We start from the raw sequence: 22962 nt of genomic DNA on the forward strand, positions 1-22962 counted from the left end.
GACTTTCCTCGGCTGAGGCACAGACGATCTCCGAGGCGAGATGCCGCCCGCTGGTGGGGCGGCCCACGACCTTGACTCGGTCATTGAAACTCCAGCCCAAAGCCGCTCCGCCGACCTGGTGCGCCCCTCAGCCCGCACGAACGACGGTACGGGAGCGGGAACCTGACGGGTCGTAGCGTTGAGCGGGATCCATCCTGTAACTTTGCGTGGTCTTCAGTTACCGGGAGGGGTGGCAAGGTGAACATTAGGCGACGGCTGCCCACGATCGAGCACGTTGGGTTGCAGAATTTCTCCATTTACAGGGAGCGCCCAACACTTGAAGTTGAGATCCGACGTGGCGTCTTCTGTCTAGCAGGAGCAAACGGCCTCGGAAAGTCTTCCTTTCTTGCCGCCATTAATTTCGGACTCACAGGCATCGTAACAAACCCAGACCGGAGCGCCTTCGCCTCTACCCGCAAGTTCTACACCAATAATCTCGAATACTCTCGACACTATTTTGACGGTCGAATCGACGAGTTGGATCGAGATATTGCTGAAGTCAGCCTGACATTCACTGTCGGTTCACGACGGTACGACTTGACGCGCAACCTCTTCGAACCCGAGGCCCTTCGCTTTCTACGTGTGGTAGACGAAGCGGGTGAGATCGTCAGTCTTGATACAGACGACGACGAAAGACGCCACGAAAACTACAAACGGCTACTCCTTGAGGACTGCCGCCTAAGCAGTTTTGACCAGTTCGTCTTCATTCAGCATTTTCTCCTTACCTTCGATGAGCGGCGCCATCTACTTTTCTGGGACGAACAAGTAACAACCCCTATGCTGTACTTGGCCTTTGGCATCCACGCCGAAGACGCCAAAAGAGCAGACGAGTTGACCCATGCCGTCAATAGGGCTGAATCTCAACGACGAAACGCACAATGGCAAGCGACAACAGCCCGTAGGCGCATGAAGGAGTTGGGTGTCGACGACATCGATGAGGCTGCCTTCGAGGGTCTCGCCGAAAAACATCAAAACTTGGTCGACCAGGTAGATGCTCACGCGAATGAACTTCACAGGCGTCAACGCGAAGCCGCTGATGCCCGGCTCGACCTTGCCGACGCAAGTGCCGAGTATCAAGCTCTAAGGCATCAATACGATCAGGTCTTCTCACAACGACTGAAGGCCCATTCAGCCCCGCGTCTCCACCCCCTTGTAGCCGAAGCACTGCAGACAAACAGGTGCAGCGTGTGCGGAACCGAGGGCTCTCATATCAGCGTAAGGCTGAGCGAAAAGCTGGAGAGTCACTCTTGCCCACTCTGTGATTCTGCAATCGAGCGAGGATCACCCACTCCCGATTCCTTGGAGTCCCTCAAGCGTGTCGACGCGGATTTGTCTGCGACGCGCGAGAGGCTAAAGGCTGCCCAAGTGCGCCGCGACAGGCTGGATAAAGCGGTCGACGAAGCATTGAAGCTCCATAGCAGTTCAACTCAGGCCCTGGAAGAATTCGAAACGGCCAATGAGAAGGCACTACCCACCGCGGACGCCAGCATCGCAAGCTTGCTAGATCAACGACGCGTGGCAGAAGCCGAACGTAAGCGGGCCATGGAAAGGAGGGACGAGTGGCGCGATAAACGCGACGCAGCCCGCCGAGAACTAGAGCCACTTCAACGCGCCCTGCGCTCTGCTTACGAGACAGCAGAAACTGAGTTCGTGCCTGCTTTTCGCGAGTTGGCCCGCCAATTCCTAGGCCTCGACCTCGACGTGTTCCTAGACATGGCGGACAAGACACGCTTCGTGCTTGGGCTTGAAGTTCAAGGAACGCGCCGCCGGGCCACAACCGCACTTTCGGAAAGCCAGCGATTCTTCATTGACATAGCACTTCGCATGGCCCTGATTCAGCAGATGACCGAGCCCGGCGAGACGGTCACTAGTTACATAGACACTCCTGAGGGCTCGCTAGATATCGCGTACGAAGCCCGCGCCGGCGCCATGTTCGGTAAATTTGTCCGCTCAGGCAAAAACATGATCATGACCGCTAACATCAACGCGAATCAGTTGCTTCTTCGCCTGGCGGAGGTATGTCGGTCAGAGCATATGGAGCTAGTGAGGATGACCGATTGGTCAGCCCTGAGTGAGGTCCAAGCAAGCGAGGAAGCTCTCTTTGATGAAGCGTACTCGCGCGTCGAAGCAGTTCTCTCCGCAGCCGCAGAGCAGCAAAGCGCGGTGGAACAGTGACGCTGAACCCTGATGCCGTATTCGACACACTCACCATCACTAAAGAGCTATCCGTTGTCTCCGGCGGGGCAACCGAAGGCGAGATAAGTCTATTTGCCTATCTGTCTTGCCTCCTCTCCGTTTACGAGGGGAATCCTCCAAGTGAATGGGGATACCAGTTTTCTGCGACGCACACTGCCGCCCCCTACAGTGAGTCGCTTGCGTCAGCGGTAGACGAACTAAAGATATCCTCTCTGCTTGTCCAGAGTTCTTCCGGCCTGCAATTGTCTAACGGCGGACTCGAAGAGTGGAATCAGTACGCTTCGCTGGGACGATTCCAGGCACGCATGCCATATCTCACGGGGGCTTGCGGTAGCACCCTCCTGATGCCCCTCCCCGCTGTAGGAGAGTCAATCAGCGCCGAGCCTTCCTTGCGTCGAGCTTTGGAACTATCCAGCAAACGGGAACTCCTGGGCGAGGGTGGCCGCGAAACTCTCATGGAACATTTCAGGGCAGTATCCGAGGCCGTGCCGGAGGCCGACGACCTAATGATACCTGCGGTCGTTTGGCTTGAGTATCTCTCCACCACACTCGACGGCGCCGGAAAGATCCGTCCGTCTGAAGAAGCTGACGACTGGGCCGTCTAGGGGGTAGCGGTGCTGGTAGATGTGAAGGCTATGGCGGACATCGCACGTGAACTTTATGCGGCGAAGGTCTATCGCGAACTTGGTTCGCCGGGGGCTCAGGCACTGAAAGAGCTGATCACCAGGGTTAGGGAAACACACGATGCACTAACCACTGAGCGGCTATCGAAGGGCCTAACTGTAATACGGACCTTGGATACCGGTTCCGTGGAGGCTGGCGTGGCACCGGCCGTATTCACCCACACGCGTGAATTGACAGCGTGGTATCGGCAGGAAGCAGGGCCTCTTTCGATTCACTTCGAACACAATGGCACGATACGCGCTTGGTGTGCGGAAATCGAAACGAGTGCCATCAGTGGACAGTTCGTTTCATATCGTTACGCGGGCCATCAGAAGGAACAGATTCTAACTCCTGGGGGAGCCCATAACGTTCCGACAATAGCGAACTTTCCGAGCTACTTCGCAGTCCCCTATTTCCTAGACCTGCGAGAATCACTCGTTCGGTACGGCACTATATCGGTTCGTCACGCGCAGTGCGACATTTTCCGCACCACCTGGAGAGAGCCGGCGCGTCTGGTCTTCGTGAACAAGCCCGAAGCAACAATGCGTCGCTCCCTGCAACAATATCTACGTGCGTCTCTGCGTGCTCACGGCCCGATTCAAGTTATGCCTGAGCAAAACGTCAACGAGACCAAACCGGTGGACATCAAGGTCACCTGGACGGCTTCGAATCGCGTCGCTCTAATCGAGATCAAATGGCTCGGACTCAGTCACGACGCCACAAAGCAGACGACAACGCCGTACGCCGCTGGACGCGCAAGGAGCGGAGCCAAGCAGCTGGCCGCCTACCTCGACTCCTACCACACCCACGACCCTGACACTGAAGCGCGCGGATACCTAGTCGTCTTTGACGGCCGGCGAAAGGGTGTCACCCCCGGGAGCACGAGTGTGAGTTACGCTGACGGCTTTCACTACGCGAATGAGGAGATCGACTACCCTGCCGCGCTACTCGCAAGAGCCGACTTTGATACACCTGTGAGGTTCTTCTGTGAGCCTGTATGTGAGTAGCCACCGCTTGTTCACCAGTCCACTTAGAAGCTATGCATGAAGATCCCAAACGTGAGCCGCTGACATGATTAATGCTAACCCCATAGTGGAAGCCCACTACGGAGCCCTCGAATCTCAATGGAACTCTGTCGATGGTTCGCTTGATTTCGAGCGCCTGGTCGTACCTACGGGGAACAGTGAAGCTCCGTACCACAGGTGGTTTCACCTAAAGGAAGCTTTTTCGGTGGACTTGTTGCCTTCGATACTCAAGAAGTTGAGTTTCGAAGGGATGTCAGAGCTCCGAATTCTTGACTGCTTCGCAGGGAGTGGTACAACACTTGTGAGCGCACTTGGACTCTCTCCCCAAGTTCGCGTTACGGCGACAGGAATTGAGCAGAATCCGTTTTTGCATCACGTATCGAGCAGCAAGGTAAGAGCGCTACAGGCGGGCTCCCAGTTGGCTCAACAAGTGCAACATGCCTTCACGGAAGTAGGGCGAATCTACGAGAGTAACGCCCTATTCAAAACAGAGACGCCAGCCCTATCAACGTTTTCAAATGAGGCATATTTTCCACCTGCGTTGTTGGCATCGCTACTGCGTATAAAAGCGGCCATCGAGTACTGTGATGCTCCCCCGCTCGCCCGTGACATCCTGCTCACCGCCGCTGCCTCCTGTGTGGAATCTACAAGCCGACTCCGCAGGGATGGACGTGCGCTCCGCTACGCCTCTGAACGGCAACCGAAAGAGCCGTGGGTCGAATTCTCAGCGCGCGTTCAGCAAATCATTGAGGACATCGAAATTTCCCAACCGCCGTCAGGCACTGGGACAGTCATTCGGGGAGACGGGAGGCGGCCACTGCTTCACGTGGATGCCTCAGCAAAAAAGGACCTGATAGTTTTTTCTCCACCCTACCCAAACAACATCGACTACACCGAGATATACAAGACGGAGGCATGGTATCTAGATTTCTTCACGGATGCACAGCAGTTTCGCTCTCAACGACTCAAGACCCTGCGAAGCCATCCGAGTGTTCGGTTCTCTGATGAGTATGATTTCGAGGACTCCAGTGATGCCGAGAAAGTAGGCGAACTGCTCAAGCCGATACTAGAAGCAGTTCCCGATGACCGATACGCAACCGGCAGGAAGCAGCTCATTAAGGGCTACGCGGACGACATGCTCACGCTGTTTCGGCAATGTCGCGAGATCATTTCTAGCGAAGGCCGATTGGTGTATGTGGTCGGAAACTCGGCGCATGGAAATGGGGATGCACTTTTCATCATTGCTGCTGATCTCATCATGGCCCGCCTTGCTGAGCTCGCGAACTGGCGGGTTGAAGAGATCTCGGTGGCACGTGGCCTGCGTCGTCGTTTGACGAACTCTCGCTTCCTCCGAGAGAGTGTTGTGACCCTCTCTCCCGCATAGGGGGGCGTGTGCACATCGGCCTACCTCCTGGGCACGCGTGGCCGGTGGACCATTTTCCGGACAGGACCGGCGCGCCGGCGTTGCGGACCACTCGTGGACGGAGATGACCCCTCGGCGCCGAGGCGCGGCTCTGACCAGCGGGATTCTCTACACGTCACGGGGCCTCCGGAGCCGTGTGCGCAGGTTCGAATCCTGCCGGGAACTCGAACCTGCGACCAAGCGTCGCCCTCTGCCGGCTCTTAGCTCGGCCCAGGGCCCCGTGACCTTCAGCAGCCGGTGCCGTCCCGTCACTGCACGAAGGCCGTCCCGGACCCCACTCGGATGGCTTGCTGACCGCATACCGCGCCAGCACGGACGACACCGCCCGCCTGATGGATCCAGGCCAACTCCGTGGCGTCCCCCACAGCGCTCCTGGAACTTTTCCGGGCCGTTCGGCCCTGACCTGGGGCTGCCACCTGCGCACCACCTCACAACCCGACGGCATACCCCTGGTACCAGGACCAGCGTGCACATCCCGTGCACAATTCCCCGGGAAGCCGCAGGTACGAGCGGGATCTCCAGCCCCGTACACATTAGGGCCCTGGCCAGGACGTTTCCCCTGGTCAGGGCCCAATGGCAGACGAGTCCGGCTGTACCTGAACTACTGCCGGATGCGGTGGCTGTACTGGAAGGTATCCGGGGGTTCAGGGCCTGGTCGGGCCGCAGCAGTGGCTCATTCAGACGGCGAAGGGGCGGCCGACGGCCATGACGTAACGCACGTTCCGGAGCGCATTCAGCTCCTTGAGTGGATCGCCGTCAACGACGAGGATGTCGGCACGGTAGCCCTCCTTGATCCGTCCGGCCTCCGAGGCGATCCCCAGGGCGCGGGCGGCGTCCGTGGTGGCCATATCGATGATCTTTGCATTGGGAATTCCCAGATATGCGTAGAACTCCAGGCTGTTGACAAACCCGTTGAAAACAGCGCGTGTCACTCCGGCATCAGTGCCCGCGATCATAGGGAGGCCCAATTCGGCCATCCAGCGCATGGACGCGAACAGTTCGTGGGCCCGTTCCTGGCCTACCCGTTCTGCGAAACCCCGCCAGTTCGGGCTGGTGGCCGTGCACACCTGGATTCCCCGGGCCTTGATGCATTGTGCAAGATCACCCACAACGGGCGCACCCGCCGGTAAGCCCGGCGGTGCCGCCGCCAGACCTGCAACGCTGCCAGGCGCGTCACGACGCTGGAGAAGCTCACCCACACGACGAATAGCGGAACTGTAACGGCGAGCAACAGGGCCGCACCACGAGGCAGAGCCTGCGGGAGGGTGCCGCCGGACCAGCGGACCACGTTGCCGGCCACCCGCAACGAGTTGGCCGCGATCATGCAGGCAAGGGAGGCGGCGGTCAGCCACAGCCCGGTGGACAGGGGCCTTTGTGACATTCGGGCGTACCGCCAGGTCCAGCACAGGGCCGCCGTGAAGGCATACACCAGGTAGAGCCCTGCTGCCGTGAAGAAAAGGGCGACCGGGGTGACACTCATGTCCGCAGTTGCGTAGGAGCGACCGCGAACGGTGGCCGGAGTCACGACGGTGGTCCACGTGAGCACGGCTACTACGACGGCCAGCAGCATCGCTTCCCGCCGTGCACGGCGGCCTGCGCCCAAGCCGTCCATTGCAGAGTAGAGGTAGAAGCACATGAGCCAGTACACGGTGCTGAGCAGCAGGGCATTCGACAGAAGCCTGGGAGCCCCGAGGCCGAACAGTGCGCGCACGGCGCGGGCTTCCGGTTGAAGACCCAGTGAGAAGGAAGCCGCCGCGCAGCCGATGCAGAGGGTGACCGCGAGCAGAGGGCGGTCGCCAGGCGCCTTGGACAGTTGGTAGAGCTTCCAGACCAAGGCGAGGTCGAGGCACACGGCGGTTATGGTCAAATGCAGCATCAAAGCCACCCTCGCCGGTCACCGAGAGCGGTCTGGATCCGGTTGAGCGAGCGGTCGCTCGCAAGGCGTGGGGCCACGTGGTCCAGCACGGAGGCCCACTCCAGGATGATGGTGGCCACCAGCTCTGCCTCACGCTCCTGTTTGTCGTCGTACGACGTGCGGCGTAGAGCTCGTCTGATGGTGTTGAGCGACAGATCGGGCAGTTGCTCCTGCCAGAACCTCTCGTCGGAGCCATCGTCTCTGTGGTCGGAGAGAATATGGCCGACCTCGTGCAGGATGATGTGAGCCTGATGGGCCTTGGTGGTCTGCTGCTGGTACAGGATGTAGTCCGTAGTTCCGGACGCGATCCATACCCCGTAGGGACCGGGTACGGCCAAGGGATACGGCACTAGTCGAATGGGACGGCCTCGGCGTTCGCCGAGGAGGTGGCAGACTTCGTGCACCTGGAGCGGCGGTTGAACGCCGAGTGCCCGCAGTTCCTGCATGCAGCGCTTACTCAACCGCCGTTCCCAAAACCAGCTTTCGACGGCTCCAACCGGTCTGTGTACGATGTGTGTTCCTCTTGCGGTGTTGGCGGTCAGCCCCCGTTGGTTGACCTTCGTTCCGCCTGTTCCAACTTGTAGACGACGTCGAGGAGTTCCATCACCTGCTTGCGGCGGGCCGGGGACAGTTCGCCGGCCCGCATGGCCATCAATTTCACGTCACTGTTGTGGATGGCGTCTGCCAGGCGGGCCTGCTCTGCGGCCAGGAGCACTCTCTGCGTTTCTGATCACCCACCGGATGCCCCGCCACGTGAAAGCGCGAGGTTAACCTCGATCTTGCATGAGGGTTCGTCAGCTTGCTGACGGACCCTTTCTGCCTGTTCAAGGCGGGGATTTCTGCACGTGGCCCGGCTGTCGCGCCGGGTGGGCGCCGGGTTCCACGGCTCCGGGGTGTGCTTGCTGCTCGTAGGGGCGGGACGCTGCCGGTCAGCCGGGGTTCGGCAGTGCGTGCAGCCGGTTGAGGGCGTCTGTGATCACATGGGCCCAGGGCCAGTGCCGGGCCAGGCGGAGGATGCGGCGGCGTCCGGTGGTGACGAGCTGGGCAGCGGCGGAGAAGAGCCGGACCCGCAGCCGGCGGGGTTCCCACACCCGGGCTTGGCCGGTGAGGGCGAGCATCGGCAGCCAGGCCAGCAGGTCGAGGGCGATCTGGATGATCTCCAGCCAGATCTGGTTCTGTGCGGCCTCGAGCAGGGGCAGGTTGCGCAGGCCGGTGGCTCGCGCGGCACGGATGCGGTCCTCGGCCCTCGCGCGCTGGCGATGGCGCAGTTCGAGTGCGGCGATCGGGATGTTCTTGGTGTTGGAGGCGAAACAGGTCAGGCGCATGCCGTCGGCGTCGGTGAAGCGCAACTGCGCGCCGGGATGCGGCCGTTCCTTTCGCACGATCAGCCGCATCCCCTTGGGCCAGCCTTTGAGGCAGTCGCCGTCGAGTTCGGCCACCCAGGCGCCGTCGCGGATCTCGCCGTCCGGCTCGATAGCTGGCGTCCAGGCCGAAGCCGGAACCTTCAAAACTGCCTGGTGGACGGCATCAGTGATGGTCATGCCGACGGAGTAGGACAGCCACCGGCCGCGGGCGGACAGCCAGTCGACGAACTCGTGGGTGCCCCCGCCCGAGTCGGTACGGATCAGCGTCTGCCGTCCCCGTCGGTACTTCTTCGGCAGCTGCGCCAGCGCGAGCCGGGCGGCTTCGATGTGGTCCGCAGCGGTGTTGCTGCCCGCGTTCCCGGGCCGCAGCAGCCCGGCGACCGGCTCCCCGGACCCACCCCGACCGTGGTCGACGAACCCCATCAGCGGATGGTGCCCGAAGGTCTTCTTCCAGGTCGCGGCCGCATCCTGCTTCTCGGAATGCGCGATCACCAGCACTCCGTCCAGGTCCACGACCACCTGCCCGGCCGCGTCCGGCGCAGCCTCCCCGGCCAACCTCCATACGCATGCACGGACATGAGCGCGGGCCTGCCGCAGCGCAGTCAGTACCCGATTCCCGCCCGCTGCCAGCGTGTCGATCAGCCGGGACACTGTCGGATCCGAGGCCACCGGCCCGAACACCGCCGGCTCGGCCCGAAGCATGCCCACATCCGCCAGGCAGTCCCCGCCCAGCGCGACCGCGAGCGCCACATCCAGCAGGACCTTGCCCGGATCATGCACCGCTCGCGACTTGCGCCACGGCGCCAAGGCCGCCGATATCGCCTGATCCAGACCAGTCTTGCGGACCGTCTCCACCAGCAGCACACCACCGGCCTGGGAGACCACCCCGCGACCACCGCCTTCGGTACGGACACACGGGTAGGACCCGATACGCTTCTTCACCTGGAGAGTGCTTCTTTCATGCGACGACCTGGACCCTAGACAAGTCCCATCGTTGCAGGTCAGGAGCACTCTCTGCGTTTCGGATCACCTACCGGACGCCCCGCCACGTGAAAGCGCGAGGTTAACGGCCCCGGCCCTCAGCGGTAGCGGAGGACGTGGAGAGAGCGCACCCCCGCATTGTCCGGTGTGGCAGGGGCGTCACGGGCGGCGTCGATCAGCACGAGGCCCTTGGGAGTGTGGGCGGCGACGACGAGCAGGCCGACGGACTCGCGGCCGCGGCGGTCCTCGCGACGGATCCAGACCACCGCGCGGGCTCCCTCGGGAGAGGTGGCGAGTTCGGCCAGGACGGTTGCCCATTCCGTGTGATCCGTCACGGAGACCACGGACCCCAGTCGGCCCATCGTCTGCGGCATCCACCTCGCCGGCCCCGGCTTCGGCGGCAGATCAAGGCCCTCGGCGCCCGGCTCCGTACCGCCGTCCCAGCGCGCGAGCCAGCCCCACGGATCGGAGTTGGGCAACCCGAACGGCTCGCCCTCGTCCTTGGGTACGACCAGGGCGGCGTCCAGCATGGCGTCGGCTGGACGTCCGTCGGCGAGGAACGCCTTGGTGTTGCAGGCGAACAGCCACCCGCGGGCGAGTTCGTCGGCGGGCGAGGGCTCGACCAGGGCAACCTCACCCCTGTATGTGTCGAGAAGCCATTCCTCCGCCTTCCCGATCGCTGACACGAGGTCAGGGGCGTGACGGCGCCAGAAAGGTACCCTCGGCCCGGTTTCGTTGTCACCGCCACCCGCGAAGCGGGCCAGGGTCAGCCGACGGATCCCGGTGGACTCAAGACGCGCCAACCGACCCACCTGCGGATCGAGAAGCACCACTTGGCCACCGTTGTTGTGTGCGTAGACCAAATGCCCTGTCGCCTCGACACCGTAGGCTTCACGGCGGATCCAGACCACGCCGCGGGTGCCCGGACCCGGCTCCTGCACCGCGGCGATCACCTCGTCCCAGCCCGCACAGGCCGACACCTCGGCGGCGGGGAAGTGCCAGTGGATCATACGGTCCCACCAGCCCGGTGCCTCGTGGAAGGGCCGCCATGGCAACGGCGTGGCTCTGGCGCCGTTCAAGGCGGCGTCTGCGGCCAGCAGACAGCCTCGTGCGTTGGTGCGCAGCGCCTGCTCGGCGGGGTCGCGCGGCCGGGGAGTACGGTCGAAGGCCTCCAGGTCCTCCCAGGGATCGTCGGTGGCTGGGTGGAACGGGAGGCTGCCGCTCTTGGGGACCGCGAGCAGCGAGGTCAACATGGGGGTGGTCGGGTAGCCGGGCACCGGCCGTGCACGACAACCGAAGACCCATGATTGAGGCCGTTCAACGACCGGGCCGGTACCGGACAGCTCCACCATTCCGCGGTAGGTCTGCCGCAGCCAGTCTTCAGCCTGCGATGCCGGATCAATCATGGGTTCAGAACGGCTTCCTGGGCTGCTGCCCCGTGGCGAGCCACGTCCTCAACTGCTCAGTGGTGTAGGCGGAGGGAGGGAACCCTACGAACGACCCGTCCTTGAAGACGGCGACGACCCGCACCATCGGCGCCTGGGTGAGGTCCCCGGTGTCGATGTGCTCCTGACTGTCGAAACGCACGGCCCACGCCGCATCGTGCTCGACCGACAGTTCCGGCTGCATCACGATGGTCGGCGGACCGTCTCCGTAGATTGCCCGCAGATGGGCACGTGCCACCTCGACGGCTTCGTCAATCGTCATTGTCAGGACCCGATCGCTCTTTCCACAGGACTCAACGCTTGAAGGAATCTACTTGTAGGGCAGATAACGCACTTCGGTGACGTTCTTCTCGAGGTTGCCGAGCATCCCGGTCTGCCCGTCCAGGAAAACGACTCCATTACGGTCGCGGATCACGTTGAAGACGTGCGCGGTTCCGTCTGGTCTGGATATGTAGACGACGCCGCGGGAGCCGAGCCCCCGTTTGTCCATGTCCTCGATGATGGAATCGTAGCTTGTGTTGTGCTGCCATTCGGCGTCCGGGTTGCCGAGTTTCTCCTTGCTCGGCCAGGCCGGCTGGTGCAGCGGTTCCGCGACAGAATCGTGGCCGTCCAGACGCCCGTCGATCGCCTCCACGTTCTTCGAGCAGTTCTGGTTGTATCCGGGCACATTGTCCCAGTAGCGGTTGCCATTGACGTCTTTGAGCCAAGGATACTGATCGTCCAGGAACCTGCGCTGTGTTTCCAGGTCCGTGACGTCGTGATGAATGGCCTTCGCGGAGACATGGTCCGTCGGCTGGGCCAGGTGCCCCCAGTCGTGAGCCGCCTCCTTGTCTGCCGTGGTGGGCTCGATAGTCCAGCCGTCGGGCAGCGCGTTACCGCTTTTCGCCGCCCCTTGCTCGGCCAGGTTCATCGCTTCGTCCCTGGCGGCGTTCTCGGCCACGCCGACGGCCTCGCGTTCGGCCACCGAGGCCCCGGCACTGCCCCCGTCGGTGAGCACACCGGCGGCGACGTTGGTGACCAACTTGCCGAACGCCTCCCCCGGGTCGGAACCCCATCCCGAGCCGACCAGCGCCGAGAGCAGCTCGGTGGGGTGGTTGGAGGCGTGCAGCATTCCGGCCGCCGTGGTGCTGACCCGGTCCAGCCACATCGCCGGGTGGGTGAGGTTGTACGGGTCCATGGGGTTCAGACCCCGGGCGAACTTCACCAGGTCCGCGGCACCCTTGACGACACCGCCGGCGACGTGGTCCAGGGTGAGCGAGTATCCGGCAGCCAGGTCCTCACCGTCCGCCAGCAGGCGGGAGGCGAAGCTCGGCTCCTTCGGAGCCGTGTTCGTCGCCGCCTCGACCGCCTGGGCAGCGGCTCGCGCCGCGGAGTCACGCTGCGCGCGGGCCTGGTGCAGATCCGTCTGCGCCAGGGCCATCTCCGCCGCATAGGAGTCGCCGTCGAACTTCCCCGGCCTGGTGGGGGCCGCCCCCGGGTCACGCCCCGCGGACACCGCCTGGTTGTACCTGTCAGCCTGCGCGTTGTACGCGGCGACCTGCGCGTTGTACGCCGCCTGAGCCCGCTGGTAGGCGTCGCTGGCCTTCGTGTACTGGTCGAGGCACTGCTTGGCCTGGCCCTGCGCCCACTCCACCACGTGTGCGTACGTCTCCAGCGCATCGGCAGCCTTCTGGCAGGCGTCGGCGGCGGTCAACCACTGCTTGGCGTGCGGAGTGAACTTCGCTCGGAACGCCTCTGCCGCGTCGCCCTGCCAGTGGTCGTGGTCCAGCCGCTGCAGCCCCGACCCGGTCGACTCGAACGCGCCATGGAAGTTACGCAGATGACCGGCGGCTTCGCGGATCCTCGCCGGGTTGCCGTGGAGCAGTTCCCTGGGGTCGTCGGTGTCGCCCAGCTCCTTCTCCGGGACCGCCACACCGAGGCTGTCGGCCGCCCTGTCACCCCAGCCGTCGACCGACTTGGCCGCCCCCTGCAGGCCCACCATGTCCAGTCCGGCCCCGGCCACGTGCGCCGCGCCGTCGACCGTCTCGCCGACCACCTTCTTGCCCGTGTCCCAGGCCTCACCCAGCCAGTCCCCGACACCCATCCCAGTCCCTACTACTGGCTCTTGCGCTCAGGGCCGAACATCTCGTCCTGCGCCCGGTCGTACTCCGCGCCATATCCGGCAGCATCCGCCACCTGTTTCCGCCAGCCCATCGGACCGTCCATCACGTCCCGGCCCTCGGCCTTCCACGTCTGCGCCGAGTGCTGGGCCGCCTCCTCTATCGACTTCTCCGACCAGTCAGCGTGCCGGAAGTCGTTGAACGAGTTGTCCGACAGCGTCTTGCCCCAGGACTGGGCCTCCACCTGCTCCTGTGTGAGATCCGGATTGCCCATGCCCGCGTTGACCACGTCCTTGAGCATCTTCTCCACGTACTGCTCCTGGTCGTGGTACAGCCCGGCCGACAGCCCCAGCCGCAGCGCGATCTCGTTACCGTCGTGGACGAGCGTGCGCACGCCCCACGACCACCGCTCGCAGAACGCGTCAAAGGCACTTCGGAGCCCGGCGTCGCCCAGCTCCATGCCCGTCAACTCGATGTTCGAGAAGCCCCGGCCGATCTCGCCGCTCTCGTCGATCCCGAGCGACTTCAGCTCGTCGATCGCCTCGTTGATGCCCTTCGCCGCCATCCTCAGCGCGTCCGGATCGACCTGGTAGCCCTCGCTCACGCCGCCACCGCCGCCGTCGGCGATACGATCCCCACCACCGGCGGCAGCAACCCCGGCCACGGCCCGGCCACGTCCACCGCGATCCCGGCCGGGACGCCGATCGCGGGCACCGCCACATCCAGCAACCGCGCCCCGTACACCCTCATGTACCGCACTTCCGCGCCTGGTCCGACGCCCCGCGCGGCCAGGAACCGCCCCAGCGACTCCTCACCGGTGAAGGCATACACCCACCTCACGCCCCCGGAATCCGCCGACCACACCGCCTCACCGATCAGCGGAACAAGCAGCAGCGCCCGCCGGAACTCCCCAACCAGCGCTGCTCCGTCCAACCGTCCCTCATACGATTCGGCCAGCCGTTCCACCAACCCCCGCCTCGCATCGCGCATCCACCCAGTATCAGGCATCCATCCGCCACCACGGACCGTCAATCTCTGGGTCTGCTTGGCCAGTTGCCCCGGTTTTCCACTGCCGCCTCGGGGCGTGACCGCTGGCCGCTTCACCTTCCCTTGCTGTGGAGACCCTCGTAGGAGCAGGCCCGAAGCTGCTCGGCGGCAGCGAGTGGCCCGCCTTGACGGCAACCCTCGATGCCGGTCGTCATGGGTGGTGGCGCCTTCTAGCGTCGGAACGCGTGCTCCCACCCAGCGGTGGCACTGCAGGTCGACGCCAACATGGGCGGCTCCCCCGGCTACCGGCCACTGGCCGCCGGACCGGTGCCGCAGCACGAGGGCGATGTTCGACCCGTGGAACGTACCCTGCTGGACCCGGGGCAAGCCCGCCAGCGACGACTGGGCCGACGCTGAGCGCCGTGGGCACGACGGAGGTCGCAAATCCGGCCGCCCGGGCCAAGCACGATGTCGACGTGCTCGCGCTGCCGTCCGGCGAGCGCCCCGCAAAGCCGACGGGTGGCCGACGCCCTGATCCGCGAGGCCAGGGCCACCGTCCAAGCTCCGCGGGCGAAGGACCCCGTGCGCCTTCAACACATGGCCCCGTCATGCGAGCCCGCGGATGGTGTCGTCCCAGTACAGCGCAGAGATGTCGGCAAAAAGGATATCCTGGCGACGCTCCGCAGCGTCGACGACGTCTTGATGGAAGCCACGGAGAGGGAACAGGGCGAAGACCGCGTGGCGTTTCAGTCGGGACTGGCAGAGACGACAAGAGGCGAGAGCCCGACCTACTGCTTCAGCGGGATGACCGTCTTGATGGTCAACACAGCTCCAGAGCCGTGCGGCTTTGCCTGTCCCCATACTCCGAGTCCCCCGCCGGGGGCACTCCGGAAAAGGCTCCTGACCTGCAGAGATACAGGTCGGGAGTTTTTGCGTGCATACCAAAACGCACACGGCCTTTTGACGGTTGCTCTTTCTGAGCCTCACGTTGCCGCAGACGCCGGAGTCGGCCTCTTCAACTCGCGGAATTTACGCAGGTCAGGCCCCTATTCGTCGGACGCTGGGCCCTGCTGCCAGCCCTGTGAAAATCCGTTGCGGATCGAGCCAAGGGGCATCCATGCCTCTGGCCGGCAGAAGGCGTGTGACCTGCTTCGATGCGTCGGTTGGTGACAGAGAGCGCAAACGGCCTGGTGGGTCGTCGCTCTTTCTGTCCAGACGCTACGAATCGGCCGGACTCGACGGCAATCATGAAGCCACCCCATCGCGGCCTGAAACGCTGTTATGCCTGCCCTGAGTACATTGCCGTCCAGGGCCGGCCCGGCCCCGGGGCGGTGTGGCAGCCGCCGGCCGCTGCGGACCTCGGCGATGGACGACATCCGTGCTGGGCTGCCGTTGGACAGGGGCGTCGCCCAGTTCCGTCTGGGCCGCTGGCCGTGCCCATGCGTCATGGTGGCTCGTTTTTGGCGCGTACCCCCGTACGGTGCTGGAAAGGTTCCATCAGCACATCTCAACGTCAGCCTTAGCCCTGAACAGGCACTGCCGGTGTGGGCCTGCTGGATGCCGGCCCGCGGAAAGCCGCAGTTCACCCCGTTCTGGATGGCCATCGGCCTCGTCTTCGTCGCCGAGAAAGTAGCCACCGCACGCGGCGCCGGATGGAAGTCCCAACTCCTGCTATCACTGCATCTCCCGTCTGAGGGCACGGCACACCAGGCGCGGGGGCATACCGCGCCGATGAGGTCCACCGTCGGGGCTGTAGCCGGCCGTCGGCGAGGCGGTCTTGTAGGTCGTCGGATCTCTACTTCCCGGAATTCCCCGCTGGTGAGAAAGCAGACCGCTACCCTGCGGCCCAACAACAGCGCTAAAACGGGCCAGCTACAGGGTTCTGACCGCGCTTCCGTGATGGCTATGCCCCCTGCCCTGCCAGGCTGTGCCTCGTCCGGGCGACCTTCCACCAAAGCGCGGCCGCAACCCCGTAGGTGGTCCATCCGGTCAAGTGCACGCTGTCGGCCCTCCCTACTACCAGTTCCCCGGTCACCGCCACAGCGGCGATCACCCTGAAGCATGGATCAGTTCACCCGGCGGAGTCAGAAGACTCCGGCCGGCTCGTGAAGGCCCGAGCCGACTTGCGAGAGTTCGCCGTGGGCGAGCCAGTCGAGGGAGGGGTTCCAGTGCTGGTACGACGCTGGTTGGACACGGCGGGAATCACTGATCCGGTGCTGCGGGAGTGTTACACCCTCTGCGTCCGCAGGAGTTTGACGGAGCGCTCCGGTCTGGGGTGGCTGGTGACGCTCGGAGCGCCGCCACCAAGGCGCGCCGCCTGCGCCGCCGTGGGCATCTTGATCCTTGAAGCCGATGAACGGGTGGACACAGGACAGCCCGAGGCGCGTCTTCAGCGCTTCAACGAGTGGACCGACGCCTGGTACTCCGCGCTGGAAACCGGCACCAGCTCCGATCCGGTCCTGCACGCGGCGGCTCACGCGTGCAACACCGCCGTCGTCAGGCCGTCGAGGGCCCTGATGGAGGAATGCTTCACGGCGTTGCGCAGGGATGCGGAGTTCACCGAGTTCGCCACCTACGAGGACTGGCTGCCGTGGGCCCGGGGGAGCACCGGCGCGTCCGCGGTGTGGATCATGTCGATGTGGGGCGCGCTCGGCGAGAGCGGCGCAAGCATCCTGCGTCGCTACGGTGAGTTGGCTCAGCTGGTGGACTGTCTGGCGGATGTGTCCGAGGACCTGGGCGACGGCCGGCTGTACCTTCCGCTTGAGGATCTCGACCGGTTCGGAGTCCGCAGACAGGATCTGGAGGCCGGGCGGTGGACGGCGGCCACCGCGGAACTTATCGCATTCGAAGTGGCACGCATCACCGGTGGGCTGCCGGACCTGCTGGAGAGCGCGCTGCAGCATCCGTGGCTGCATCGCTGCGCGTCAGGACTCGATGAATTGCTGCGCACGCTGTGCGAGGCAGTGCTGGCGGCGGGTCCCTTGCTCCTGCGCCATGTTGCCGTTCCGGGTACGGGACCGACTGTCCGGACGGGGCTGACCATGTGGCGTGCCGCCCTTGTGAGCTGACACGGGAATCCGACTTCGCCAAGTGAGCACCACGGAAGGAACACCAATGACGACCCCTGTGTCCCATTCTGCCCGCTCGGAGGGCACCGGGCTGGAGGAACGGACGATCAACCTGCTGGTCGAGCGTGAGATGCGGCGCTGGGTGGGCGACGGGGAGAATTTGATGGGCGTCGCGTGCCTGGACGCCCTGTTTCCTTCGGGCAAGCTGCTCCGGCCGCGGCTGTGCGTGTGGTCCGCTGCGGCGGCGGGCGCCACGGTGGACGAGGTCCTGGCGTTCGCCGCCGCCCTGGAGTGCATGCACGTGGCGACGTTGATGCACGACGACGTCGTGGACCAGGCTCCTGTCCGCCGCGGCCGTGCCTCCTCCGCCGAGCACTTCGGGATCAGCGTGGCGCTGATGGCCGGCGACGGGCTGGCCTCCACCGCCTACCTGGCCATGCTCGGCGGCACCGAAACGGGACTGCCCGCCGACCTCGTCGTACGGGCGACGCGCGTGGTCGCGGACGCGGTCAGGCACACGGTCGCGGCCATCGCCGAGGAGACCCTCCTCCGCGAGGATCTCTCCTGCGCACTGCCGGCCGTGCTGGAGATCGTCCGGGGCAAGACCGCCGCGCTGACCAGCGCGGCATGCCAGGCCGGGGCGATCCTGGCCGATGCCCCCGCCGCCCATGAGGCGGCGATGCGTACCTACGGCGAGGAACTCGGGATGGCCTTCCAGATCCGCGACGATCTCCTGCCCTTCACCACCGCGACACCGGGCACGACGAACTCGGGTGCCTTCAGCGATGTGGCCAACCGGCAGCCCACCGTGCCGGTCCTCCTCGCCAGGGACGCCGCCGACCCTGGCGACCTGGAGATGCTGCAGCGTCTGTTCTGCGAAGAGATGGACGCCGCCACCGCTCACGGGCGACTGACCGAGGTCCTCACCCGCAGCGGCGCTCTCGACCGCGCCACCGAGCTGGCGCGGGCCCACGCCACGAAGGCGTACGAGGCCCTGGCCCCGCTTGCCCCCTCGGCCGCCCGCGACCGGTTGGCGGAACTGACCACCACGGTCGTCGACCGGGCCTGGTAATTCCGGAGGATGAAGGTCACCGGCCTGCACCACGCCTACGGACGACGCCACGTCCTGCGAGGCATCGACCTGGACCTGGGCCCCGGACGTCTCGTGGGAATCGTCGGGGAGAACGGGGCCGGCAAATCCACTCTGCTGCGGATTCTCTCCGGCGAACTGCGCCCCGACCGGGGAACTGTGCGCCATCAGGGCCGCTTCGGCTACTGCCCCCAGGACGTGATTCTCAACGACGCCCTGACCGTCCGCCAGCACCTGAGGTTCTTCCAGTCCGCATACGGCCTCGCCGACCTGCGCCACGCCGAGGAGATCATGGAGGAGCTGCACCTTCACGAGTACGCCGACGAACGGGCCGGGAACCTCAGCGGCGGCACCCGGCAGAAGCTCAACCTGACCCTCGCCCTCATGCACGACCCGCATCTCCTGCTGCTGGATGAGCCCTACCAGGGTTTCGACTGGGACACCTACCAAAAGTTCTGGAACCTCGCGGGCCGACTGCGCACCGCCGGCCGCTGTGTCCTGGTCGTCTCCCACCTGGCCCACGACATCGAACGCCTCGACGAACTCTGGCGCCTGGACGGCGGCACCCTTCACCCCGGCACGGCGGTGGCGGCATGAAACGGCACCTCGCCCTGTACACCACCGCCACCCGGTGCGACCTGACCGAGCACGCCCGCAACACCTTCGCCGTGTTCCTGGTCGTCCTGTACATCCCCGCCTGGATCACCCTCGTCTACCTCAATGTCCCCCACAATCCCGTCCCGTTGCATCTGGAGGCCACCGCAGAGCGGTTGACCCCGGCGGGCAACCTGCTCACCCAGATCACCGGTGCCGTCAACGCCGTCACCCTGATCGCCGGGTTCATGATGTTCGCGGTCACCTTCAACAATGGCCGGTTCGACCGCCGGCTGGTCATGGCCGGCTATCCCCGCACCCATCTCGTCCTCGCCAAGACGACCTCCCTGGCACTCGCCTCCGCAGCCGTCGCCGTCTACGCCACCGCCGTCATCTGCGCCGCGTCGTCCCCCAAACAGCCCGTCCAGCTCGCCATCGCCCTGTTCGGCGCCGCCCTCACCTACGGTGCCCTCGGCGTCATCTACGGCTCCCTGCTGCGCCGCGAAGTCGAGGGCATGTTCGCTATGGTCATGACAAGCGTCATCGACGTGGCCCTGCAAAACCCCATGGCCAGCTCGGGAGCCAACAGCCCCCTGGTACGTCTGCTGCCGTCGTACGGCGCCGTCCAGTCCGCCACCGCCGCCTATTTCTCCACCCACCACACCCCCGCCCACCTCGCCCTCCAGCTCCTGTGGTTCGCCGCAGCCGCACTGGTCAGCCTTCTCACCTTCCACCACCACACCCGCACCCTCCTCCCGCGCGGCAACAGCCGAGCGCCCCGCCCCCGACGACCACGCAACGAACCACAAACGCCCCAGCGCCACATGCGCTAGGCCGTACCCTTGGGCCGAACAATCCCCAATGAACACCGCGTGGCGAGCTACCGACGTCGAACGTCGTAGCCATCACGGAACCGCGGTCAGAACCAGCTACAGCGCTCACGGGCCAGGTGAAGCGCTCAGTCTCAGCCAGCCCGGCAAGCAGGAGCAGCGCGGCAAGGGCCACGCCGAGCGAGGCCGTGGCGACGCGCAGAAGACGCAGCCGCGCGGACACGGTGACCCAGTAGCGGCGGCGCAGAGCAGCACACGCGGCCACGGCGTTGCGGCGGAGGCGGCGCCTCGGCCACGGCTCTTTTCTCGACCGACCGGGAGCAGGGGCGGTTTTCCCGTGCTGTGTCGCTGAGGCAGCCTCGGCCCCCGCCTCGGGACTGCGCGTGGTGCCGACCGAGGTGGACACGGCCCCTCCAACGTCGGACCACGGGCGGCCCCCCGGTGCCGATCAGTCTGCGTTGGTTCAGCCAGCGGCAGCGCGTATTGACGCGCTCCTGATGGCTTCTCAGGTTGCCTTGACGGAGGTTTGCCGTCCCTGCGCGAATCGCCTGCATGAGAGACGCAAATTCCGAGCGGATAAGCAGGTTCGGGCCGCCGGAGCGGATAGCCTCTCTGCCATCTGCCCGAGGAGGCCCATAGATTCCGGAGAGCCGAGTGCGACGATCTCGCCCTGGCTGAAGGGTCTGGCAGCGGATGGCCGAACACATCGCCGCGGAGCGGCGGCGGCAGCGCAGCTCCTCAGTAGTTCACTCTGATCAGGTAGTCCGCCAGGCTCGCACCACCGTGCCCGAGTCGATCAGGTAACGAATTGGCCTTTCCCGCCATAGCCGCAGGTCGGGGTGCGTGGGGGCGGGGCAACCGCAGTTGACCACCGAGTACGACGCCAGCCTGGCGGGGGTGTGGGAAGGTGTGGTGGTGGCTGGCCGCCACCAGAGCTTTCGGAGGCGGGGCCGACCGACGGCAGCGTTACGGCCGGGGCTTGTTCGCGAACACCCACCGGTTGCCCGCCAGCGCGTCGTTCTGCTCGGGCAGCGGGCCGCGTCCGTGCCGGCGAGTGAAGTCGAAGGGGGTGTGGACCGATGTGGACCAGCCCTTGCCTGTCAGATCGCCTGCGGAGTCAGGCCGCGGCCCTCCATCGAACAGGTTGAGCAGGTCGATGCCGATCTGGTTTTTCGTCGAGGTGTAGATCGGGCTGTCGCGGTATTCCAGCAAGTCCTTCTCAAGCTTGACCTCGAACGCCAGAGCACTTCCTCCCGTGCTCAACCGGTCCACCGTGTCGATGAGGTATGTCTCGGCGATGTTGGGCAGGTAGAACAGCAATCCCTCGGCCAGCCAGACGCTTGGTGCGGCCGTGTCGAAGCCGGCCGTGGTCAGTGCTCCGGCCCAGTCGGCGCGCAGATCGATCGGAATCGGTACGCGGGCCGCCTTCGGGGCGGCCGACAGCTCACTGAGCACCTTGTGCTTGAAAGCCAGCACGTGCTCCCTGTCGATCTCGTAGATCACGCAGTCTGGAGGCCAGTCGAGTCGGAACGCCCGCGAATCCAACCCCGCTCCGAGCAGGACTACTTGGCGGGCGCTTCCAGCGTGCACCGATCGGAGGAGAAAGTCGTCGAGGACCCTCGTCCGCAGACCGAAGTAACGCGCGAATCGCCCCCACAGCGGGTTCGCGTCTCCCTCCGGAACCTGTTGTATGCGGACCGGCCAGCCCGCGGACGCCGATGCCGCGAGCACGAAGTGTTCTGCGTAGACGTCCCGTGCCAGGCTGTCGTGGCGGTGGGTCTCGATCGCCCGTGCCGCGGCGACCATGAGAGCGGTCAGGCCGACACCCCCTTCCACGCCTTCCACACCGGTGTTCCGATGCGCTGTGCCGACCATGTGTCCTCCCTTGGCGCGAGTAGAGACCACGAACAGCGAGGAATGCGAATGACGGGTCTGCGGTGAACGTACGACGTCGCAGCTCTGGGCGACCCGTTCCTCGGGGGTGCCCGATGGCGCGCAACCCTGCGGCCACCCGGCATCGGTCCGGCCGGCTCGGCACGGGTCAGTTCGCCGCGCGGGCCGGCCCCGGCGGTGCGGTGCCCGTGCCCGTCCGCCAGGGGGCGGTCGTTCGGACAGACAGTGGCGTTGAACGACTCGCTCATCGGCCCCTGCCCTCCGGGATCAGGACGGGTTTGACCACGCGGCCCGCGTCACAGTCGCGTTCGGCCTCGTTGATGCCGGCGAGCGGGTACGTACGGATCAGCTGGTCGAAGGGAAACCGCCCGGCCTGCCACAGTCCGGTCAGTCGCGGAATCAGCAGTCCCGGCACCGCGTCCCCCTCGCAGATGTGGGAGATCCTCCGGCCCCGGTCCAGCGCCCCCGGTTCGAGCGGCAGCGCGGTCTGGAGCCGTGCCACCAGGCCGAGGTGGCCGGTCGGGCACAGGGCCCGCAGCGCGTCGTTGATCAGCCGGATGGAGCCCGTAGTGTCCAGTGCGTACTGCGCGCCCCCCTCGGTCAGTTGCCAAATCCGGTCGGGCAGGGCGGTCGATGCAGTGTGCAGCGGGATCGCGCGGAGCCGCTCGGCGATGGCCAGCCGTTCGGGGTGCCGGTCGACGGCCACGGTCACCGCCCCGACCGCGGTGGCCGCCATCACCGCGGCCAGGCCCACTGCTCCCGCGCCGAAGACCGCGATGGTGTCGCCGGGGCCGACGCCGAAGGAGTTGAAGACCGCTCCGGCGCCGGTGAGGAAGCCGCAGCCGAGCGGTCCGAGCAGTTCGAGGGGCAGCGAGGGATCGACCCGGACGACGTTGCGGGCCGCGACCATCGCGTACTCGGCGAACGACGACTGGCCGAACCACCGGGGGGCCAATTCGCCCCCGGCTGCGTCGGTGAACCGCGCCGCGTTCTCCTTGCGCCCTCCGAAGAGGTTGAGCGAGGCGAAGGAGTCACAGTAGGCGGGGGCCCCACCCAGGCAGTTCCGGCAGTGCCCGCAGGAGTCGAAGCTCAGCACGACATGGTCGCCGACGCTCAGGCCGGTATCAGGGCCGCCCGTCTCCACCACGACACCGGCCCCCTCGTGGCCGAGCACCGCCGGCAGCGGTGAGCGGCCCACCGAACGCCGGACCGCGAGATCGGTCCGGCACATCCCGCAGCCCGCGATCCTGACCAGGATTTCACCGTCGGCCGGCCCCGCGTTCAGAACCACCTCCTCGACGGCGAAGCGGTGCTCGTACGATCGCAGTACCGCCGCACCGAACCTCATCG

The 22962-nt window shown here is 65.3% G+C and carries 21 protein-coding genes; 9 read left to right on the forward strand and 12 right to left on the reverse strand.

Annotated elements, in window-relative coordinates; translation table 11 throughout:
• Positions 1 to 279 precede the first annotated feature (279 nt).
• The 4 genes from ACFYZJ_RS38380 to ACFYZJ_RS38395 all read left to right on the forward strand — a co-directional run bounded on the left by ACFYZJ_RS38380 (position 280) and on the right by ACFYZJ_RS38395 (position 5307).
• Positions 280 to 2214 (forward strand): AAA family ATPase, encoded by a 1935-nt coding sequence (locus ACFYZJ_RS38380; RefSeq protein ID WP_388576751.1) that lies wholly within the window; start codon positions 280 to 282, stop codon positions 2212 to 2214.
• Positions 2211 to 2840 carry a hypothetical protein gene (locus ACFYZJ_RS38385; RefSeq protein WP_388576754.1) on the forward strand — a complete coding sequence of 210 codons (630 nt, stop codon included), beginning with the start codon at positions 2211 to 2213 and terminating at the stop codon, positions 2838 to 2840. The genes ACFYZJ_RS38380 and ACFYZJ_RS38385 overlap by 4 nt, the downstream gene beginning before the upstream one ends.
• A gap of 9 nt (positions 2841 to 2849) precedes the next feature.
• The gene (locus ACFYZJ_RS38390; RefSeq protein WP_388576757.1) at positions 2850 to 3905 is read left to right on the forward strand and encodes a hypothetical protein; all 1056 of its coding nucleotides are present in this window, start codon (positions 2850 to 2852) and stop codon (positions 3903 to 3905) included.
• Positions 3906 to 4128: 223 nt separating this feature from the next.
• Positions 4129 to 5307: a hypothetical protein gene (locus ACFYZJ_RS38395; protein ID WP_388576760.1), complete on the forward strand. Its 1179-nt coding sequence runs from the start codon at positions 4129 to 4131 to the stop codon at positions 5305 to 5307.
• 716 nt (positions 5308 to 6023) lie between these two features.
• Here ACFYZJ_RS38395 and ACFYZJ_RS38400 read toward each other — a convergent pair.
• The 10 genes from ACFYZJ_RS38400 to ACFYZJ_RS38445 form a co-directional block, all read right to left on the reverse strand.
• Positions 6024 to 6332, reverse strand: coding sequence for an amidohydrolase family protein (locus ACFYZJ_RS38400; RefSeq protein WP_388576763.1), 309 nt, complete (start codon positions 6330 to 6332; stop codon positions 6024 to 6026).
• Between the two features lie 32 nt (positions 6333 to 6364).
• Positions 6365 to 7222: an MAB_1171c family putative transporter gene (locus ACFYZJ_RS38405; RefSeq protein WP_388576765.1), complete on the reverse strand. Its 858-nt coding sequence runs from the start codon at positions 7220 to 7222 to the stop codon at positions 6365 to 6367.
• Entirely contained in the window at positions 7222 to 7611 is a 390-nt protein-coding gene (locus tag ACFYZJ_RS38410) for a hypothetical protein (RefSeq protein WP_388576768.1), read from the reverse strand. Before ACFYZJ_RS38410 ends, ACFYZJ_RS38405 begins: the two co-directional genes overlap by 1 nt.
• A gap of 188 nt (positions 7612 to 7799) precedes the next feature.
• Positions 7800 to 7922 (reverse strand): hypothetical protein, encoded by a 123-nt coding sequence (locus ACFYZJ_RS38415; protein ID WP_388576769.1) that lies wholly within the window; start codon positions 7920 to 7922, stop codon positions 7800 to 7802.
• Positions 7923 to 8190: 268 nt separating this feature from the next.
• A complete protein-coding gene (locus tag ACFYZJ_RS38420) occupies positions 8191 to 9567 on the reverse strand; it encodes an IS1380 family transposase (RefSeq protein WP_388576829.1) in 1377 nt (458 codons plus the stop codon).
• Between the two features lie 137 nt (positions 9568 to 9704).
• A complete protein-coding gene (locus tag ACFYZJ_RS38425; protein WP_388576772.1) occupies positions 9705 to 11012 on the reverse strand; it encodes a YrhB domain-containing protein in 1308 nt (435 codons plus the stop codon).
• A gap of 4 nt (positions 11013 to 11016) precedes the next feature.
• Positions 11017 to 11313, reverse strand: coding sequence for a YrhB domain-containing protein (locus ACFYZJ_RS38430; RefSeq protein WP_388576775.1), 297 nt, complete (start codon positions 11311 to 11313; stop codon positions 11017 to 11019).
• 48 nt (positions 11314 to 11361) lie between these two features.
• Positions 11362 to 13134: a putative T7SS-secreted protein gene (locus ACFYZJ_RS38435; RefSeq protein ID WP_388576777.1), complete on the reverse strand. Its 1773-nt coding sequence runs from the start codon at positions 13132 to 13134 to the stop codon at positions 11362 to 11364.
• Positions 13135 to 13145: 11 nt separating this feature from the next.
• The gene (locus tag ACFYZJ_RS38440) at positions 13146 to 13754 is read right to left on the reverse strand and encodes a hypothetical protein (protein ID WP_388576779.1); all 609 of its coding nucleotides are present in this window, start codon (positions 13752 to 13754) and stop codon (positions 13146 to 13148) included.
• Positions 13751 to 14083: a hypothetical protein gene (locus ACFYZJ_RS38445; protein ID WP_388576782.1), complete on the reverse strand. Its 333-nt coding sequence runs from the start codon at positions 14081 to 14083 to the stop codon at positions 13751 to 13753. The genes ACFYZJ_RS38440 and ACFYZJ_RS38445 overlap by 4 nt, the downstream gene beginning before the upstream one ends.
• 315 nt (positions 14084 to 14398) lie before the next feature.
• On the opposite strand from ACFYZJ_RS38445, the gene ACFYZJ_RS38450 reads away from it, so the two are divergent.
• From ACFYZJ_RS38450 to ACFYZJ_RS38470, 5 genes are all read left to right on the forward strand, one after another.
• A complete protein-coding gene (locus tag ACFYZJ_RS38450; protein WP_388576784.1) occupies positions 14399 to 14554 on the forward strand; it encodes a hypothetical protein in 156 nt (51 codons plus the stop codon).
• 1751 nt (positions 14555 to 16305) lie between these two features.
• On the forward strand, positions 16306 to 17205 hold the full coding sequence (locus ACFYZJ_RS38455) for a phytoene/squalene synthase family protein (protein ID WP_388576787.1): 900 nt from the start codon (positions 16306 to 16308) through the stop codon (positions 17203 to 17205).
• A gap of 46 nt (positions 17206 to 17251) precedes the next feature.
• Positions 17252 to 18277, forward strand: a complete 1026-nt coding sequence (locus tag ACFYZJ_RS38460) for a polyprenyl synthetase family protein (RefSeq protein WP_388576790.1) — start codon at positions 17252 to 17254, stop codon at positions 18275 to 18277.
• Positions 18278 to 18286: 9 nt separating this feature from the next.
• On the forward strand, positions 18287 to 18892 hold the full coding sequence (locus ACFYZJ_RS38465; RefSeq protein WP_388576793.1) for an ABC transporter ATP-binding protein: 606 nt from the start codon (positions 18287 to 18289) through the stop codon (positions 18890 to 18892).
• Positions 18889 to 19722, forward strand: a complete 834-nt coding sequence (locus ACFYZJ_RS38470) for an ABC transporter permease (RefSeq protein WP_388576796.1) — start codon at positions 18889 to 18891, stop codon at positions 19720 to 19722. Before ACFYZJ_RS38465 ends, ACFYZJ_RS38470 begins: the two co-directional genes overlap by 4 nt.
• 963 nt (positions 19723 to 20685) lie before the next feature.
• Here the strand turns inward: ACFYZJ_RS38470 and ACFYZJ_RS38475 are convergent.
• Complete coding sequence (locus tag ACFYZJ_RS38475) at positions 20686 to 21594, reverse strand: class I SAM-dependent methyltransferase (RefSeq protein WP_388576799.1); 909 nt, start codon at positions 21592 to 21594, stop codon at positions 20686 to 20688.
• Between the two features lie 262 nt (positions 21595 to 21856).
• Positions 21857 to 22960 (reverse strand): NAD(P)-dependent alcohol dehydrogenase, encoded by a 1104-nt coding sequence (locus tag ACFYZJ_RS38480; protein WP_388576802.1) that lies wholly within the window; start codon positions 22958 to 22960, stop codon positions 21857 to 21859.
• Positions 22961 to 22962 lie beyond the last annotated feature (2 nt).

Origin of the sequence: Streptomyces sp. NPDC001848 (assembly GCF_042891915.1) — a bacterium.
Lineage (GTDB): Bacteria > Actinomycetota > Actinomycetes > Streptomycetales > Streptomycetaceae > Streptomyces.

Coding starts and splice junctions, on each gene's coding strand:
- ACFYZJ_RS38400 (WP_388576763.1), bottom strand. CDS start 6,332: ATGCGCTGGATGGCCGAATTGGGCCTCCCTATGATCGCGGGCACTGAT.
- ACFYZJ_RS38405 (WP_388576765.1), bottom strand. CDS start 7,222: ATGCTGCATTTGACCATAACCGCCGTGTGCCTCGACCTCGCCTTGGTC.
- ACFYZJ_RS38425 (WP_388576772.1), bottom strand. CDS start 11,012: ATGATTGATCCGGCATCGCAGGCTGAAGACTGGCTGCGGCAGACCTAC.
- ACFYZJ_RS38430 (WP_388576775.1), bottom strand. CDS start 11,313: ATGACGATTGACGAAGCCGTCGAGGTGGCACGTGCCCATCTGCGGGCA.
- ACFYZJ_RS38435 (WP_388576777.1), bottom strand. CDS start 13,134: ATGGGTGTCGGGGACTGGCTGGGTGAGGCCTGGGACACGGGCAAGAAG.
- ACFYZJ_RS38460 (WP_388576790.1), top strand. CDS start 17,252: ATGACGACCCCTGTGTCCCATTCTGCCCGCTCGGAGGGCACCGGGCTG.
- ACFYZJ_RS38465 (WP_388576793.1), top strand. CDS start 18,287: ATGAAGGTCACCGGCCTGCACCACGCCTACGGACGACGCCACGTCCTG.
- ACFYZJ_RS38470 (WP_388576796.1), top strand. CDS start 18,889: ATGAAACGGCACCTCGCCCTGTACACCACCGCCACCCGGTGCGACCTG.
- ACFYZJ_RS38475 (WP_388576799.1), bottom strand. CDS start 21,594: ATGGTCGGCACAGCGCATCGGAACACCGGTGTGGAAGGCGTGGAAGGG.
- ACFYZJ_RS38480 (WP_388576802.1), bottom strand. CDS start 22,960: ATGAGGTTCGGTGCGGCGGTACTGCGATCGTACGAGCACCGCTTCGCC.